This is a genomic window from Cytobacillus massiliigabonensis (genome assembly GCF_900199725.1).
Taxonomy (GTDB): domain Bacteria; phylum Bacillota; class Bacilli; order Bacillales; family Cytobacillaceae; genus Cytobacillus; species Cytobacillus massiliigabonensis.
In genome coordinates this window covers 2,832,401-2,850,106 of record NZ_LT904904.1, presented here as the reverse complement: position 1 = coordinate 2,850,106, position 17,706 = coordinate 2,832,401, and the positions used below count along the sequence as shown (strand labels likewise).

Sequence of the window (17,706 nt, the reverse complement as noted above, 5' to 3'; positions counted from 1 at the left end):
TAAAATTTTACCGTCTATTCTGTCCATGAGATATGTACAAAGTTAAAAATTATGTTAAAGTATAATCTAAGAATCCTTTACATAACAAGGTTGCAGATGTCCTCTCTGGAAGTACAACTGTATACAGTAAGGTGACAATTAGTGTGAAAATATCTAACTGGGGGATTTAATAATGACAAGTAAAACTTTAGATGCATTTTTAAATGAGAATCTAGAAGATTTAAGAGGCAAAGGGTTATACAATGTGATTGACCCGCTTGAAAGCCCGAATGGTCCAGTGATTAAAATAAATGGAAAAGAATTAATTAATCTTTCTTCCAATAACTATTTAGGTTTAGCAACAGATGAACGATTGAAAAAAGCAGCAACTGAAGCAATTAACAAATATGGGGTTGGTGCTGGAGCTGTTCGTACAATTAATGGGACATTAGATATTCATATTAAACTTGAAGAAAAATTAGCTGAGTTTAAACACACAGAGGCTGCAATTGCCTATCAATCAGGGTTCAACTGTAATATGGCTGCGATTTCAGCTGTAATGGATAAAAATGATGCGATCCTTTCAGATGAATTAAATCATGCTTCAATTATTGATGGCTGCCGTTTATCAAAAGCAAAAATAATTCGTGTTAACCATTCTGACATGGAAGATTTAAGAGCGAAAGCAAAGGAAGCAAAAGAATCAGGTCTTTATAATAAAATCATGGTTATCACGGATGGGGTTTTCTCAATGGACGGTGATATCGCAAAGCTTCCTGAAATTGTGGAAATCGCTGAGGAATTTGACCTTATTACGTACGTAGATGATGCACACGGATCAGGTGTTTTAGGTGATGGTGCTGGTACAGTTAAGCATTTTGGATTATCTGATAAAATTGATTTTCAAATCGGAACACTTTCAAAAGCAATTGGCGTTGTTGGCGGTTACGTGGCTGGGAAGCGCGAACTCATTGATTGGCTAAAAGTTCGCAGCAGACCTTTCCTTTTCTCTACTTCATTAACACCTGCTGATGTTGTAGCGAGTACAAAGGCAATCGAATTATTAATGGAAAGCACAGAATTAAATGAGAAGCTATGGGATAATGCAAACTATTTAAAAACAGGCCTAAAGAAATTAGGGTTTGATATCGGGAACAGTGAAACACCAATTACACCTTGTATTATCGGTGATGAAGTAAAAACACAGGAATTCAGTAAAAAGTTGAATGAAGAAGGTGTTTATGCGAAGTCAATCGTGTTTCCAACTGTACCAAGAGGAACAGGCAGAGTAAGGAATATGCCTTCTGCAGCTCATACAAAGGAAATGCTTGATCAAGCAATTGCAATTTACGAAAAGGTTGGAAAGGAAATGGGCATTATCTAATAAATGGCCAGTTCTTAGATAGAGAACACTTTCGAAAAGGGAAGAGATGGAGGCAATCAATGAAAAAAATCTTTATTACAGGTGCACTAGGGCAAATTGGGTCTGAATTAACTGTTAAGCTCAGAGATATTTATGGTACTGATAATGTAATTGCAACTGATATTAGAAAAAATGAATCAGAAGCTGCACAGTCGGGTCCTTTTGAAGTAGTTGATGTAACTGACTCAAAAACGATGATTGAAGTAGCGAAGAAATACAATGTCGATACAGTTATTCATATGGCCGCACTGCTTTCAGCTACTGCAGAGGCAAATCCAGTATTCGCTTGGAATCTGAATATGGGCGGACTCATGAATGCATTAGAAACTGCAAGGGAATTAAACTGTAAGTTTTTTACACCTAGCTCAATTGGAGCGTTCGGTCCTTCTACACTAAAGGATTATACGCCACAGGATACCATTCAGCGGCCGACAACAATGTACGGGGTAAACAAAGTAGCTGGTGAGCTGCTATCTGATTATTACTATCATAAGTTTGGTGTAGATACGAGAGGATTAAGGTTTCCTGGCTTAATTTCCTATGTAACTCCTCCTGGAGGCGGAACGACGGATTATGCAGTAGAAATTTACTATGAAGCCATTAAAAATGGACGCTACACTTCTTATATCGATAAAGGAACATTTATGGATATGATGTATATGCCTGACGCATTAAATGCAATTGTCGAATTAATGGAAGCTGATGCATCTAAATTAGTACACAGAAATTCATTTAATGTAACGGCAATGAGTTTTGATCCAGAAGAAATTGCAGCGGAAATCCGCAAGCATATCCCAAGCTTTGAAATGAGCTATAACGTTGATCCTGTTCGTCAAAAAATTGCTGATAGCTGGCCAAATTCAATTGATGCTAGTGCAGCCAAGGAAGAGTGGGGCTTTAAAGCAGAATTTGACTTAGCGAAAATGACAGCAGATATGTTAGAGAAACTAGGGAAGTAAAATGGAAGGGACAGCTAGGATTAGCTGTTCTTTTTATATCTACTCCCTTATTGATTGAATGCAAGTCGTAATCTTTATTTGCAACGGTTCTGGAGTAGTTTCTAAAAAGATCATAAATAATAATTGGAAGGAAGAGGAAGCAATGGATTTTGAAACAGTTATGCAAGAATTAGAAGCCCTTGGGAAGGAACGAACGAAAAGAATTTACCTATCAAATGGGGCGCACGAGCCGCTTTTTGGAGTGGCTACAGGTGCAATGAAACCAATTGCAAAGAAAATAAAAAGAAATCAATCTTTAGCTGAAGAGCTTTATGCCACAGGTAACTATGATGCCATGTACTTTGCAGGAATAATCGCAGACCCAGCGGAAATGAATGAATCGGATTTTGATCGCTGGATGGATGGAGCGTATTTTTACATGCTGTCCGATTATGTAGTGGCAGTAACTTTATCAGAGTCAGATATTGCACAAAACGTTTCAGATAAATGGATTGCAAGCAGTGATGAGCTGAGAATGTCAGCTGGCTGGAGCTGCTATTGCTGGCTTTTAGGGAATCGCAAGGACAATGAATTTTCTGAAGATAAGATTTCTAGTATGCTTGATATGGTGAAAAATTCGATTCACAATTCGCCAGAACGAACGAAATCCGCTATGAATAATTTTCTGTACACCGTGGGGATTTCCTATTTGCCGCTACATGAAAAGACAGTCGAGACTGCAAAGGAAGTTGGCATAGTTGAAGTTAAACGTGAAAATAAAAAGAGCAGCTTCCTAAACTCTTATGAAAGTATTCAAAAAGAAATTGAAAGAGGGAAGCTTGGTTTTAAACGCAAATATGTAAGATGCTAAAATTGGCTTGCTTTCATAATTTAAACTGTACCTCCTAAATATTAAAATCCAATTATTCTTTATCTTTGGAAAATGGATCTTCGCTTTTGTCTACTACAAAAAGGCTATTGGCGGAGCCAGTAGAGTCTAATTTTAAAGCCCTTGATAACTCCAAATGGTGGTATCAAGGGCTTTAAATCTTTATTCTCCATCTCGAATAAACCACCATATATACAGAAACGCGGGTACTAAGGTACAAGAGTTCGGGGTTAAAGTCTTCCTTTGCTACTCAATCTGTTCTTATTGTAACTGAGTGTTTGACTGGGATAGATTTTTTTGATTATTTGCACTTTGTCCGCCGCTCATATTGGATAGCTGAGGAATCATATTTTGTAGTTGACCTCCCCGTCCGGTCATCATACTATATGCGGCAGCCCCGATTCCGATGGATGCAATAATTGGCAGTATTTGAATGTTATTTCTCATATATAATCACCTCTGCCTGATTGTTTTGCTCGATGAGCATTTATAGAATTTGTTATTTCCTATTTAAAATTTCATGTACTTCTTGGAGTAAACGGCAGTAACATTCACGAATAATAAAAGCCCTCAGCTATTATAATGGAATGCATTTTGTCATAGAATAAGTTTACAAATAAAACAGCTATTTGAAAAATAATGGCGGTAATTTAATATGACCAAAGAATTAGTTCACTTAAATTGATGGGGTGATTACAAGTTGCCTGTGTTGTATATTAGAGAAACGAGTTTGTACTATCATGTACAGGGTAGTGGGATTCCGATTGTTTTTATTCATCCTCCATTACTTACAAGTGCAAATTTTATTTATCAAGCGGAAGAGTTGTCTAAGAAATATAAAATTATTACTTTTGATATCAGAGGACATGGCAGGAGCGGGTTTTCGAAAGATCCTATTACATACCCCCTAATTGTTGAAGATATCATATTCCTTTTGGATTATTTAGGAATAGATAAGGCGTTTATTTGTGGTTATTCAACAGGTGGTTCTATTGTGTTAGAATATTTGCTTAATCATTCTTGTAGGGCATTAGGCGGCATTATTATTAGCGGGATGTCAGAAGTGGACGATTTGATTTTAAAGCAGAGAATATCTTTAGCGGTAAAAATTGCCAAAACAAAAACAATGCCTATACTGTCATTTGCGATTACATGGGGTAATTCTAATAGTAGAAGCATTTTTAGGAAGATGTACAAAGAAGCATTACATGGGTATGCAGAGAATATCCAGCAATATTACCGTTATAGCTTACAATACAATTGTACTGCAAAACTTCATAATATTGATTTACCCGTCTTACTTGTCTATGGGATGAAAGATAAATCTTTTCATAAATATGCTCGGATTTTACATGAAAAGCTACCAAATAATAAATTATTGTTCATAGAAAAAGAAAAACATCAAATTCCTACTAAGGCAGCATCTAAATTAAATGAAGTGATTAATAAATTTATTAAGGATTTATTCGAGATATGAAAAAGTAAAAGCTATTTTGAAAGTTTTAGATCCAGAATATAACAATGAAAACAAATATGATTTTAGACTTAAAAAGACTTCACCTGCAAAAAATATGTTTCAAATCAACAATTATATACTTTTTGTTTGAGTCCCAGTTATCTCGTTGTTTGATATTGTTATCGACAGATATACAGATTATTTAGAATATGGATACATGATGTGGTGGGTTACATTGGGTTTCTTTTTATGAAAGTCAATTCTGCTGTAATTGGTTCTTTAAGGAAAAAGCTATGATTCAAGCAGACCTATGGAGGATAAAATGAGAATTGAATGGTGGATATTGTTATTGGTAAACACAGTGGCAACAGGAATTCTTTTCTTCATTCCGAAAAATAAAATTCGACTTGCAATAGTCGCTTTTTTGTTTAAACAGCTGATTACTTTTCTAATAGGCTTGGTGGTTGTAGAGTTGGGGCTGCTTGAATATCCCGTTCGTTTATTTGCTTCTATTAATCGGACGAGCTTCACTTTTGAATACTATGCTTTTCCAGTCGTATGTGCTGCCTTTAATGTATGGTATCCAATTGGTCGAAGTACTCTAATTCAGTTGAGTTATTATGCTGGATATAGCTCTGTAATAACTATTATTGAAATCATTATCGAGAAATACACCGATCTTATCAAATATATCCATTGGGATTGGTATACTACTTGGATTACAATATGTCTTTCATTTTTGATATCCCGTTTATTTTGTATCTGGTTTTTCGCTAAGGGCACTAATTAAATTTATTTAAATACACTAAAAAAGGAAGGGATTGTAACCTAACAATCATTTCCTTTTTGTTTTAGCAACTCAATTAATTTGTATAAGTAATGTGCTCCACGAAGCTGTTGTTCAATTTGATAATCCATATATGCCAGTGTGTCCATCGTGATCTTTCTCGCCTCGGTGATGCTTTGCTGGTTGATTTTTTCCATTACATCTCTTACAACATCAAGTAAGTAAACGGATGATTGGACGGTACGAATGATTAATAGACGGCGTATATCTTCATGATTATACCTCCGATAGCCGCTTTCAGGGTCTCTGTTAGGTGTTATTAATCCTTCTTTTTCCCAATGCCTAAGAGTTGTAGCTGGAACCTCTATTTCTTGTTCCACTTCACCGATCGTATACCATTTTTTGCTTCTCTTCTCTAAAAAACTTTCCATATTATCGGGCTTCAATATTTCCAATGCTTTTACCGCTTGCTGCTTTCGCTGAAAAAGTTCAGCTTGATTTTTATTTACTACCCATAAGGCTTCTGTAAATTTATTTTTTTGAATCATAGGCATAATTTTTTTAACGGCTGCCATCCCGAATCCGGGATACATTGCTCGAATGCATTGGAAATAAGCCTCATGTTCTTCTGTATATGTTCGATAGCCATTTGGCTTTCGCTTAGCCGGTGGGACAATCCCCCATTCTTCATAATGACGTAAAGCACTTGTTCCTACATCTAATTTTCTGGCAATATCGATGGGTCTTAGTTCCATTTGAACCTCCGAACATCATATTATTAGTGAAAGCTTAAATTAAAACATTATAGCTCCATGACGGGTTTAAATGTTTGAAACTTCATCATAATAGTAACAAAATATAAAAAACCTTGCACTTGCATAAATGTTGTATGCTTGATTTAGAAGATGAAAAGGAGGAGTTACGTTTGAACGATGTAATAATTGTAAAAGGTGCAAGAGAAAATAATTTAAAAGATCTGTCTGTCTCTATTCCAAAAAATAAACTCATTGTCTTAACAGGTCCATCAGGCTCAGGAAAATCTACGCTAGCGATGGATACATTATTCAAGGAATGCCAGAGACAGTATTTAGAATCGATGGGATTGCAGGGGATAAATAAGCCGAAAGTTGATTCGATTAGCGGACTTTCTCCAGCAATCAGTATCAATCAAGAAATAACAAATAGAAATCCACGTTCGACTGTGGGCACGGTTACAGATATGTACACCAGTTTACGGATGATTTTTGAAAAGCTGGGAAAGAGACAATGCCAAGTTTGCTCTCATGAGATGGAGCCAACATATAATTCAGAGGAAATTGAAAAGGAAGAAGGCAGTTTTAAAGAATACATTTACTGTCCTAACTGTAACAATCGAATGGAAAGATTGACTAGGACTCACTTTTCTTACAATACGACAGAAGGAGCTTGTCCTACTTGTAAAGGTTTGGGCGAGGCACTGAGCATTCATCATGAATCTGTGTTTCACCAGCAACTTTCTATTGACGAGGGAGCGATTGATTTATGGAAAGGACGTTATGGAGAATATCAGGCAGCTGTTGTAAAAGCTGCAATGTTATATTATGGTGTTCCAATTGAAGACGGGCTGCCATTGCAAGAATATGGTCCTGAACAAAAAGCAATTCTGTATTATGGTGTTGAAAGTGATCAAGTGAAAGAGTTTTTTCCTCATATAAAGCCGCCTAAGACAGTAGATAAAGGGAAATTTGAGGGTGTATTAACTGGGATGTGGAGGAGATTCACGGAAAAGTCAGGCTCATCGGCTGAAGCAGAAGAGTATTTTTATTCTCAAATTTGCCCCGATTGTCATGGAGAACGATTAAATGAAATAAGCAGAAGTGTGACTGTTGAGAATATGACTATTCCAATGCTAGTGAATAATTCTTTAGAGGAAATGCTCAACTGGGCTCACAATTTGGAAAGAGTAATACAAAAAGAAAGCTATTTGCTAGTTGAGACTTTTATCTTGGATATCCTAACGAAACTTACTAGAATTATAAAAATTGGATTAGGCTACTTAACATTGGATCGTCAAGTAATTACACTATCCGGAGGGGAAGCCCAAAGACTAAGGTTAGCCGCACTTCTTGATTCTGCATTAACAGGTGTCCTTTACATCATGGATGAGCCGACAGTTGGTTTGCATCCAAAGGATACACTAGGTCTAGTAAGTGTATTGAAGAGGCTAAGGGATTTAGGGAATACTGTTTTACTTATAGAGCATGATGTAGATGTTATGAAAGAAGCAGATTACATTATCGATATTGGTCCAGAAGCAGGTAGTCTAGGCGGAATGGTAGTTGGACAAGGTACGCTGGAAGAGTTGGTCAATCAGCAAAATTCTGTGACTGGGAAATATTTGCGTGAAGAAGAAGGAATGAAGAAAATATACCGATTAGGGACTGGACAGGGAATTACCGTTCATCATGCATCTGTTCATAATTTAAAGGAAATAACGGTAACATTTCCTATTGGTTGTCTAACAGCTGTAACAGGTGTATCTGGTTCAGGAAAATCCTCACTTGTTTTTGATGTATTAGCAAAGGGAAATGATAAAATTCATGAAGGTTTTGATCGAGTTACAGGGCTGGATTATTTTAATCAGATGATTATTGTCGGTCAATCTCCGCTAAGCAGGATGAAACGGTCCAATATTGCTACATATATAGATGTATTTACACATATACGAAATATTTATGCTAAAGGTAAAGCAGCGAAAGAAAAAGGGCTAACAGCAAAGCATTTTTCTTTTAATACAGTCGGGGGACGCTGTGAAAATTGCCAAGGGCTGGGTTTTGTAACAACAAATATGCTATTCTTCCCAGATTTAGAGGTTGTTTGTCCAGTATGCCTAGGAAATCGATTTCAGAAAGATGTGCTGACTGCAAAATATAATGGATACTCTATTAACGATATTCTAGAAAGCTCTGTTCTAGATTGTTTAAGTATTTTTAAAGATGAGAGAAAAGTAAAGGAAGTTCTCAATTTACTCGTTGAGATAGGCTTAGGTTACTTGAAGATGGGACAATCATTAACTACATTATCCGGTGGGGAAGGACAACGGCTTAAACTGGCAAAGGAATTATTAAAACAAGGACATAAGAGTTCACTATATTTATTGGATGAACCGACAACTGGATTACACCCAAATGATGTTGCCCAATTATTAAAATTATTAAATCGACTCGTAGATGCTGGAAACACCGTAATTATGGTGGAGCATAATAGTCAAATGATCAAAGGAGCTGATTGGATTATTGATTTAGGTCCAGAAGGCGGAGAAAAGGGTGGTCATATTATTGCTGAGGGAACACCTGATGCGATAATGGCAAATCTAAAATCTCATACTGGGATGTATTTGTAGCATCTATTTATAATATGAGAACCTAAAGATCAATCTGGTTGGTTTCCTTGTGAAGCACGTTATTTATCATCACGGGTAAGTCCCAGCCCTTAAGCGTTAAGTATAAATTAAGACTCTTCGGGTTTATGGAACTTAAAGAAGATGGAGTCACTTAAAGTCAAATTATAGAGCAAAAATATGATAGGATTTAATCATTTCATATTTTTGCTTTTTTGTTTGAAATTTGATTGCCAAATCCATTTAACCAATTTAAATTAAGATATTCTTAATACTTTTCTTTATATTTTCTAAAGTTTTGCTAGTTGCAGCCGGTAAAGTAAATCTAGATACTCCGGTTGTCAATTTCATACCTTCTTTTAAATTACACGATACAAGAGGAGCAAAATACAAAAAACGTCCAAAATGGCATTCATTTTTTTATCTCCTTATTAGGCTGATCCCGCTCTTCCTGCTTCTTTATTCCGCAGTAAGCTTGAGGACAGATCCCTCAAGCTTAAATAGAAATTGTCAATAAGCATGAATATGACTGCTAAGGGCTCAAGGACTGCAACATTTGCTGTCCTTTTATATAGTAATGTGAAAATGTTTTTCAAGAAACTTTATTTTTTCTTCCTCTGAAAGCTCCCATTTTTTCTTTTGCCCATTTTTCGTTTGCGTGACGGTTAAACCAGATAAGGTGATTCGTCCATCTGCAGTCGCAATTGTAACAATATCGCCATGGGTGAAAGTAGAATCTGGAGACGTTTGATTATATAGACATCCTTCTGCAAAATCTTCAATATTTTTAACAGCGGTTGTAAATCGATAGAGTGTCTTCCATTGATTTTCATCAAAACGCTGTAAATCCAATGAACCTTGCCCAGTTTGACTTACTCGATAAGTCCCGCTTACATCCGTCCGTTCTTCTCCTGTTAAAGGAACCGGCTGCCGTACAGAGTCCCCGAAACCAACGTCTACAAGGTAGGGTTGGTCTAAGTGAACAATAATTGCAGCATGTGTATCAGCTTTTGCCCACCCTTCAGGCTTTTTTACGGTGCAAGCTATGAGATGAGAACGATACCCTAAATTTGTTAAGAGCTGTTGGAATAGCCCGTTAAGCTCATAACAAAATCCTCCTCGCTCATTTCCCATAACTTTCTCATGAAAGCGGTCGATGATTAATTTAATTTCCACTTTACGTGTGACATCTAAATTTTCAAATGGAACTTTTTCCATATGATTTTTCTGGAGTTTTGCCAGATAATCTAATGTTAACTGCTCTTCCTTTTCAGCAGAAATGCGTTTTAAGTATGCCTGAACATCCATAAAAACACCTTCACTTTCTCGCAGATTAACGGGCTGTAATTTCCCAACTTCATAAATTGAGGGATCATAAAATCTATGCAGGGGACTTTTAACAGCCTGTATGTGCCTGACGATGGACAGGGTTTCCTAGTCTGGCTAAGGCCGCAGGACATGGCGCCCTGGGTGTGATTAGTTCAACTAACAATCAGCGGGGGTTAAGGAACCTCCCACTGATTGAAGTTTCACTTTTTCAAATAAATAAGTTTTTCCTGTCTTTCGGATACTTTTCCAATAATAGAAGCATATTGTAGCCCAGCATGATGTAATTGTTGTACATATTGATTTGCCTCTTCTTTGCTCATGGCAACAAGCAATCCACCTGATGTAATCGCATCGCAAAGAATATATTGTTCCTCTGGATTAACAATGCCATATTCAACGTCATCCGCAAGCCACTTATAGTTTGCTTTTGTGCCGCCAGGAATGACTCCTTTCACAGCAAGTTCATATGTACCTTCAAGAATAGGGATACGATTATAATCAATCTCAAGGCTTACACTACTTCCACGTGCCATTTCACTTCCATGACCCAGCAGACCAAATCCAGTTACATCGGTTACCGCATGGGGTGTATAGGAAGTCAAAATTTCAGCAGCGATTTTATTTAGGGAAGCCATTGTTTCGGTTACTTCTTTTTCTTGTACTAAGGTCACAACTCCACGTTTAATCCCGGTTGTCATGATTCCTACGCCAATCGGCTTTGTTAGGACAAGGACATCATCTGGCTTGGCACCAACATTTTTCCATACATGGTTTGGATGAACTATTCCTGTTACAGAAAGACCAAATTTAGGCTCTTGATCATCTATGGAATGCCCTCCTACCGTAATTGCACCGGCTTCTTTCACCTTATCTGCAGCACCTCTAAGGATCTCTGCTAATATATCTGGTCCCAGCTTTTTTACAGGATAACCAACAATATTTAGGACTGTTTTGGGCTGTCCTCCCATAGCATAGACATCACTAAGGGCATTTGCAGCGGCAATTTGGCCAAACATATATGGATCATCAACGATTGGAGTAAAATAATCGATTGTCTGTATTAATGCAATAGAATCTGTTAATTGATATACGCCAGCATCATCGCTTGTTTCATGGCCAACAAGCAATTCTGGAACTGGATCTTGTTTCGGCAGCAGTCGCAAAACTTGCGACAAGTCCTCAGGACCAATTTTGCAGCCTCAGCCAGCTTTTGTTGACAATGAAGTTAAACGAATTTTTTCTTGCTCACTCACTGAAACCACCTCCAACCATCAGTATACCTCTAATACTGAGTAAAATCACTTGATTGGATTGCAACATTTGTGGAAAAACTGCATTTATACTACAATAGAAGTGAAAAAATATGAATGTTTCGAGAATTTATACTTGGAGGTAATATGATATGAAAACCTACGAAGTTAAAGTCGAATTTTGTATGCAATGAAACTATGCTCCGAAAGCCGCGAGTTTCGCGGAAGAGTTATTCACACATTTTCGCACAAATATTAAGAAAATGGAATTAGTCCCTAGCTCTGGCGGGGTTTTCGAAGTCACTGTCAATGGAGAAAAAATTTTCTCCAAAGATGAAACAGGTTTATTTCCTAAAGCACAAGAAGTGATAAAAAAAATGGAGGCTTAGCCTTTTAACAAACCTTCTCTTTTATAAGAGAAGGTTTGTTTTATATAAAAATATTATGTAAACTAAGAATTCATTCAGACTTCCTTTAGCCCTAAGTCAAAAATGGTATATAATAAATTTGCAAGAAAAGGAGGGGGCAAGTTGAAGCAATTACTAAGAAATATACCTCCTGTTCATGAGCTTCAAAAGGATTCGCGTTTTATTCTTTTGATGGAGAGGAACGGGATTGATTCAATACATATGACAAATGAATTGAAAAAAGTAATTGATGACGTTCGTACTGAAATCATTAATGAAAAATGGCAAGGATCGGATCCAGGGAGTCAGCAATTTGTAGATTTGCTTTTTCAGCGTTTGGAGGAATATGTAGGAAAGCATTATAGCTATACGATTAAACGAGTAATTAATGCAACGGGGACTATTCTGCATACAAATCTTGGACGTGCTAGACTTAGTGAACGCGCTGTAAAACATGTGGTTGAAACAGCCTTTCACTATACCAATTTAGAGTATAAGCTTGAAGAAGGTGAACGAGGCTCAAGGCACAGTCATATTGAAGAACTGTTGAAAGAGCTAACAGGCGCCGAGGCAGCTATGGTTGTAAATAATAATGCGGCAGCAGTATATCTTATACTAAAAGCACTAGCAAATAACCGTCAAGTGATTGTATCACGAGGCCAGCTTGTAGAAATTGGCGGCTCTTTTCGAATCTCATCTATCATGGAAGAAAGTGGTGCACAACTTGTTGAAGTAGGTACAACAAATAAAACACATCTTGCAGATTATGATCGGGCGATTAATGAACAAACGGCGATGGTTTTAAAGGTTCATACAAGCAATTTTAAAGTGATTGGTTTTACAAAAACAGTAGAAACAGAGGATTTAGCATTGCTTGCGCGAGAACGGAATATTCTCTTTTACGAGGATTTAGGGAGCGGAGCACTTTTTAATTTTGAAGAGAAAGGAATTGGCGAAGAACCTGTAGTTAAGGAAGTGCTGCAAAAAGGTGCAGATCTTGTTTCATTTAGCGGGGATAAGCTGCTTGGCGGTCCTCAAGCAGGAATTATTGCGGGAAAGAAGGAATTAATCAATCGCTTAAAGCAGCATCAGCTGGCAAGGGTTTTACGAGTAGATAAAATGACACTTGCTGCACTGGAAGGGACATTAATAGATTATTTAAAAGGGGAAGCAGGGATGAAAGATATTCCTGTCATTAGAGATTTATTAACTTCAAAAGAAGAACTGAAAAGACGAACACAAAGCTTTATCGGCAAGCTTTTAAGCAGCACAGATCAATATGATGCAACTTTGAAGGAAAGCATTGGACAAGTAGGCGGAGGCACGATGCCAGATGTTGAGCTCCATACTTATGCTGCTGTTATTAAACATAAGAAAATGAGTGCTGATCAGCTTGCAAGGAAGCTTAGAATTGGGTTTACACCTGGAATCATTGTTAGAATCCATAAGGAAGAGGTTTTAATCGATTTAAGGACAGTAACGAAGGAAGAGGAAGTCCATCTTCTTCATTCATTAACTTTGATATAGATAAAGATAACAGCTGAAGCGCTAAGCGACAGCTGTTTTTTTTATACCTTACATATCATGACTGCTGTTATGTTTTTGTCTTGTATGATTGCGGTTTTTTACTTTTTTTGATCCGCTAAGTGGTTCTGGCTGACCAGAGTTATGCCCTTTTGGAGCATTTTTTCGCATATCTTTGCCATCATTCTTATTCATTTCTTCATCCCTCCTAATCAATAGGATGGGATGTAAAATAGAATTTATGCGGAATATTTTTTAATTGGACTGCACAATTTAATTGTACAAAATTAAGAAGGAGTGAATTAGTATGCCTTATCATAAAAACAAACAGCAAGCATTTCAAGCAGCCCAGCAGGGGGTGGAGGATGCGGAAGAATTGTACCATGAAATTATTAGGGATACAGCAAGCTATGGTCATCAGTTAAAGCATTTAAAGCAGGAAGTGAATGAAGCCTATGAGCAAATTGAAAATGCCCTAGAAGTGGCTTCTGAAACACAGCGAGCACAGCTTGAGAAATTTCAACAGGACTTAAGCATGATGGTTCAGGAAGTAAATGAGTTTCAATAATTGTATTAAATTGTGATTTGCAAATAACAGAGAAATTTGCAAAAAGAAACAAAAAAACATAAAAAACTGCAAAATTATACTTTATAGGGGTCCTGCCGACAAAACGCAGAAAACATACGCTGAGGTGTTTTATTGGTAGAACAAATTCCAATTTCTATACGTTAAGAAGAATATTAACGTATAAAACAACAAGAGCGTGACTTTCAATTTTGTAATAGGGGTACCGTCAGGAAAATGCGGATTTACAACGCTAAGCCTATTTTCAAGACGATTACCCCAGTTTTAACAACGTTAAGAAAGTTTTAGTGGTCTTAGAGAATCTAACGCAACCATTTTTTCAGAATTAAAACGGTACTCTCCTAGTAAATTGAAATGCTCCCAGCCTAAAAGAGACATATGATGTAACAAATCTACATTAAAATTACCTAACCTTTTTGGTATTCAACTGCTTTTGTCAGATGTAGGGTATTCCAGACACTAATGGCATTGATAATTATGTTTAAAGCACTGGCTCTTTGCAATTGATGCTGTATGGTGCGTTCCCTAAGTTCTCCTTGTTTTCCGAAGAAAATAGCTCTTGCCAGTCCATTCATGGCTCTCTTTTATTCAATCCTTTTTGTATTTTTCTTCTTAATGATTCATCCGAAATATAATTCAAAATAAAGATCGTTTTTTCTATTCGGCCCATCTCACGTAAGGCTGTAGCCAAGCTGTTTTGTCTTGAATAAGAACCTAGTTTCCCCATAATAAGGGATGCTGAAACTTTTCTTTCCTTTATAAAATGAGCTAATCGCAAAACATCCTGATAATTTTCTTTAATGACCTTTGTATTTATTTGTCCACGTAAAATGGCTTCTAATTTTGGATATTCACTTGCTTTATCTATTGTAAATAATTTCGAGTCTGATAAATCCCTTATTCTTGGGGCAAATTTAAATCCTAATAAATGAGTCAGTCCGAATATTTGGTCTGTGTAACCAGCTGTGTCTGTATAATGCTCTTCTATGTTTAGATCCTTCTCATGTAGTAGATGAATGGCATCACCATTTTCCAAAGCTAATTGATGAAGGAGCTTAAATGTCATTCGATATTCTTTTAGAGTAAAAGTTACAAAGTCGTATTCATTTCGAATTTCTTTCAAATGATCGCAAAGTGTATTTTCTCTTTGAGGATAAAGACTAAGCGAAGATGGAGTAGAACCGATTTGTTTCGATATATAATGTATGACTGAATTTGGGATGCTTTTGATATGAGTGTATGGCCAACCGGGATACCGAAGAATGACCAATTGAACGGCGAACCCTAAACGGTTTTCTTCTCTCCTTCGCTTATTTATAATTTCTAAATCTCGTTTGGAAAAAGTGTAGTAGCTTCCTAGCACCCACTCATCTTCAGAAAAGGTTAAACAAGACTGACTTCACTCTATTCTTAACTTGTAATTATACAAATCAGTTAACTATAGGAGATATGGTTATTAAGATCAGGACAAATTGTGGATCGTGCATTAATTTACATGAATCTTTGCGAAAACCACTTAAGCTTTTGCTGCCGTTTGCTATGCATATACAAAGTTTAATATTTCAAGGAGAGCAGCATAGATTAAAATTTATAGAAGCATCTATAAAAATTAAAATAGAAGAATTTAAAAAAATTATAGATAATCCAACGCACTCAACCTCAATAAGCAAACAGTGGTTTAATATAACATCACTGATTTATGGAGAAGCAATACTGACCTCACAATATATTAATAAAATACAATGTAATCAAGGGGAAATTACCTGGGATAAATACATTGAAATTGTATAAGAGAAGGAAAGATAATCTCATAGCAAAATTCACTGATTCAAGTAGTTTATAAAAATGCAAAAATAATAATATCAAAAACGGAACACTCCTTATCATGATTATAGAATTCACTATATGCATGATAAGGGGTGCTTTTACTAGGAACCCGTGCTTTTATTGATAACCTATATGATTTACTAATTTTGAATAATTTGTGAATTTTCTGTATTTTAATTGTTATAATTATCCAAAAATGATAAATTGTGTAAAATAGGAAGGCGAGGTGTTCATTTTTTATTAGAGTAACTTATTTAAATTTGTTTAGACATACATATTCAGTCATAAAAAATAAAAAAAATAATTAACAGTAGGAGGAATGATTTGTGAAAGTAAAGAATAGAATAAATTATTTAATAGGTACCATTATTTTCACTCTCTGTTTTGTTTCCATTACAAATTTTCCTGCATCGGCTGAATCTATTACAAATGAACAAGAAACTGAAGTTTATAAAATAATTCAGGATTATTACGATGTTGATGAAACTGAAGCTAAAAGATTATACGAAGAAGCGCAAAAGGCACAAGAATTTTACGAATTTGATTCTAATGGAAACCTTTACTTTGATGAAGAAGGCGCGTTAAGTAATGGAGTAGACGAGGCATTAGTAGAAGAGATTACAGCTGTATTGGGTTCGGGAGACGAGATAAATAGTTTAGCTGCGTCTTGTAAAGGGCTAACCCTGTGGGACCCAAATAATTCACGAGCTTATTTTGATTCTTGTGGTACTGATGAATTAGTAATCGCTTTAGCTGGAGTAGGTACTCTACTTGCAATAGTCGGTATAATTGCTGCGCTTCAGCGTATGCCAGTAGTTTCTGCTTTTTATGAAATAGCAGCTCTTTTAATTGGATACGGAGCAACTGTATTAGCTGTAAGAAATAAAGGATGTGGAGTATTTATTTATTGGACGGGTCCTAATACGGGCATCCATAGTCAAACGATTGGATGTTCATAAGTAATAAACTAATTTTAATAATTATTATCCAAATTAACATGAAAAGGAGGTTACAACCAATGCCTAGAAGACAACTTTTGATAACAAACTTGGTTCTGTTAATATTAATTGTTAGCATCCTTGTATGGGGCTTTTTTGAAAGAAACGATTCCTTTTTTACCTTGTTTGGAATTAGCTTCATAATCATTGGTGTTATAAACTTCCTATTTTGTGTTACACACTTTAAAGAGAAAAAAAAAAGAGTAGCTTGTGTATATTTCATAATAGCTTTATCTTTTTGGCTACTATCCCTTGTTTATTTTAGCCTTTAGTTAAATTTACGCAATATGTAGGCATTAGTTTCGAAATAAGATAAAGCACCTTTAGCAGTTATCTATGCTAGAACTCGACAAAGTAAAATCTAGTTTGGGATTATGGCATTAGCTCGGCTTCGCGTTAATGGTCATGAATTTAAGAAAACTCACGCCCAACCACTAATGAAATAGGAAAATTTCTCATAAAAAAATAGAGAAAGGTGAATTTGCATTGGCACGAGCTATTTTCTTTGGGAAACATGGGTAACTTAGAGAAAGAGCATTTCAAGATCAATTACAGCGTGCCAGTGCTTTAAACCTCATTATCAATGCTATTAGTATTTGGAATACCGTGTATCTATCACAAGCAATTGAACATTTGAAAACGACAGGTAAATATAAAGAGGAATTACTACCTCATATATCTCCTTTGGGATGGGAACACATAAACTTTCTAGGAGAATATTCATTTATACCTGAGAATTTGAACTCGATACATGCCCTACGTCCACTTTGGATATAAAAAACCCTGATTTTTCTGCTTAGCGTAGAAAAATCAGGGTTTTCCTTCTAAAAAGTTCGTTAGCGTATACTATCTGCGTTTTGTCGGCAGGACCCCTTATAAAAAACAAGTGTTAAAAAGCCCGGCATGTAATTGTCGGGTTCTTTTAATTATCCTT

Annotated in this window: 15 protein-coding genes and 4 pseudogenes; 12 read left to right on the top strand and 7 right to left on the bottom strand. The window is 36.1% G+C overall.

Features of this window, described 5'->3' with window-relative positions; all coding sequences use genetic code 11:
• The first annotated feature begins 172 nt into the window (after window positions 1-172).
• From C1726_RS25270 to C1726_RS25260, 3 genes are all read left to right on the top strand, one after another.
• A complete protein-coding gene (locus C1726_RS25270) occupies window positions 173-1,363 on the top strand; it encodes a glycine C-acetyltransferase (protein ID WP_102275677.1) in 1,191 nt (396 codons plus the stop codon).
• Window positions 1,364-1,422: 59 nt separating this feature from the next.
• Entirely contained in the window at window positions 1,423-2,361 is a 939-nt protein-coding gene (locus C1726_RS25265) for an L-threonine 3-dehydrogenase (protein ID WP_102275676.1), read from the top strand.
• A 142-nt stretch (window positions 2,362-2,503) separates the two neighbouring features.
• A complete protein-coding gene (locus C1726_RS25260) occupies window positions 2,504-3,211 on the top strand; it encodes a DNA alkylation repair protein (RefSeq protein ID WP_102275675.1) in 708 nt (235 codons plus the stop codon).
• Between the two features lie 279 nt (window positions 3,212-3,490).
• Here C1726_RS25260 and C1726_RS25255 read toward each other — a convergent pair whose 3' ends face one another.
• Window positions 3,491-3,676: a hypothetical protein gene (locus tag C1726_RS25255; protein ID WP_102275674.1), complete on the bottom strand. Its 186-nt coding sequence runs from the start codon at window positions 3,674-3,676 to the stop codon at window positions 3,491-3,493.
• A gap of 253 nt (window positions 3,677-3,929) precedes the next feature.
• On the opposite strand from C1726_RS25255, the gene C1726_RS25250 reads away from it, so the two are divergent.
• Together C1726_RS25250 and C1726_RS25245 are read left to right on the top strand one after the other, a co-directional pair.
• Window positions 3,930-4,706 carry an alpha/beta fold hydrolase gene (locus C1726_RS25250; RefSeq protein ID WP_102275673.1) on the top strand — a complete coding sequence of 259 codons (777 nt, stop codon included), beginning with the start codon at window positions 3,930-3,932 and terminating at the stop codon, window positions 4,704-4,706.
• A gap of 301 nt (window positions 4,707-5,007) precedes the next feature.
• Complete coding sequence (locus tag C1726_RS25245) at window positions 5,008-5,475, top strand: CBO0543 family protein (protein WP_102275672.1); 468 nt, start codon at window positions 5,008-5,010, stop codon at window positions 5,473-5,475.
• Between the two features lie 38 nt (window positions 5,476-5,513).
• On the opposite strand, the gene C1726_RS25240 is transcribed toward C1726_RS25245, so the two are convergent.
• A complete protein-coding gene (locus C1726_RS25240) occupies window positions 5,514-6,227 on the bottom strand; it encodes a MerR family transcriptional regulator (protein WP_102275671.1) in 714 nt (237 codons plus the stop codon).
• Between the two features lie 170 nt (window positions 6,228-6,397).
• Here C1726_RS25240 and C1726_RS25235 point away from each other — a divergent pair, with 170 nt between their 5' ends.
• Complete coding sequence (locus tag C1726_RS25235) at window positions 6,398-8,854, top strand: ATP-binding cassette domain-containing protein (protein WP_102275670.1); 2,457 nt, start codon at window positions 6,398-6,400, stop codon at window positions 8,852-8,854.
• Between the two features lie 564 nt (window positions 8,855-9,418).
• Here the strand turns inward: C1726_RS25235 and C1726_RS25230 are convergent.
• The gene (locus C1726_RS25230) at window positions 9,419-10,159 is read right to left on the bottom strand and encodes an arylamine N-acetyltransferase family protein (RefSeq protein ID WP_102275669.1); all 741 of its coding nucleotides are present in this window, start codon (window positions 10,157-10,159) and stop codon (window positions 9,419-9,421) included.
• A gap of 221 nt (window positions 10,160-10,380) precedes the next feature.
• The gene (selD, locus tag C1726_RS25225; protein WP_102275668.1) at window positions 10,381-11,433 is read right to left on the bottom strand and encodes a selenide, water dikinase SelD; all 1,053 of its coding nucleotides are present in this window, start codon (window positions 11,431-11,433) and stop codon (window positions 10,381-10,383) included.
• A 203-nt stretch (window positions 11,434-11,636) separates the two neighbouring features.
• Here selD and C1726_RS27025 point away from each other — a divergent pair.
• Window positions 11,637-11,819, top strand: a pseudogene (locus C1726_RS27025) (Rdx family protein); the annotation flags it as partial.
• A gap of 141 nt (window positions 11,820-11,960) precedes the next feature.
• Window positions 11,961-13,364, top strand: a complete 1,404-nt coding sequence (selA, locus tag C1726_RS25215) for an L-seryl-tRNA(Sec) selenium transferase (protein WP_102275666.1) — start codon at window positions 11,961-11,963, stop codon at window positions 13,362-13,364.
• A 48-nt stretch (window positions 13,365-13,412) separates the two neighbouring features.
• On the opposite strand, the gene C1726_RS25210 is transcribed toward selA, so the two are convergent.
• On the bottom strand, window positions 13,413-13,556 hold the full coding sequence (locus C1726_RS25210; RefSeq protein WP_102275665.1) for a small acid-soluble spore protein P: 144 nt from the start codon (window positions 13,554-13,556) through the stop codon (window positions 13,413-13,415).
• Window positions 13,557-13,668: 112 nt separating this feature from the next.
• On the opposite strand from C1726_RS25210, the gene C1726_RS25205 reads away from it, so the two are divergent.
• Complete coding sequence (locus C1726_RS25205) at window positions 13,669-13,929, top strand: hypothetical protein (RefSeq protein WP_102275664.1); 261 nt, start codon at window positions 13,669-13,671, stop codon at window positions 13,927-13,929.
• Between the two features lie 291 nt (window positions 13,930-14,220).
• On the opposite strand, the pseudogene C1726_RS25200 reads toward C1726_RS25205, so the two are convergent.
• Window positions 14,221-14,971, bottom strand: a pseudogene (locus C1726_RS25200) (Tn3 family transposase); the annotation flags it as partial.
• A gap of 39 nt (window positions 14,972-15,010) precedes the next feature.
• A pseudogene (locus C1726_RS27020) lies at window positions 15,011-15,310 on the bottom strand (DUF4158 domain-containing protein); the annotation flags it as partial.
• A gap of 86 nt (window positions 15,311-15,396) precedes the next feature.
• Between C1726_RS27020 and C1726_RS25195 the strand changes: the two are divergent.
• The 3 genes and pseudogenes from C1726_RS25195 to C1726_RS25180 all read left to right on the top strand — a co-directional run.
• The gene (locus C1726_RS25195) at window positions 15,397-15,738 is read left to right on the top strand and encodes a hypothetical protein (protein WP_102275663.1); all 342 of its coding nucleotides are present in this window, start codon (window positions 15,397-15,399) and stop codon (window positions 15,736-15,738) included.
• A 362-nt stretch (window positions 15,739-16,100) separates the two neighbouring features.
• A complete protein-coding gene (locus C1726_RS25190; protein ID WP_102275662.1) occupies window positions 16,101-16,733 on the top strand; it encodes a hypothetical protein in 633 nt (210 codons plus the stop codon).
• A gap of 483 nt (window positions 16,734-17,216) precedes the next feature.
• A pseudogene (locus C1726_RS25180) lies at window positions 17,217-17,549 on the top strand (Tn3 family transposase); the annotation flags it as partial.
• Window positions 17,550-17,706 lie beyond the last annotated feature (157 nt).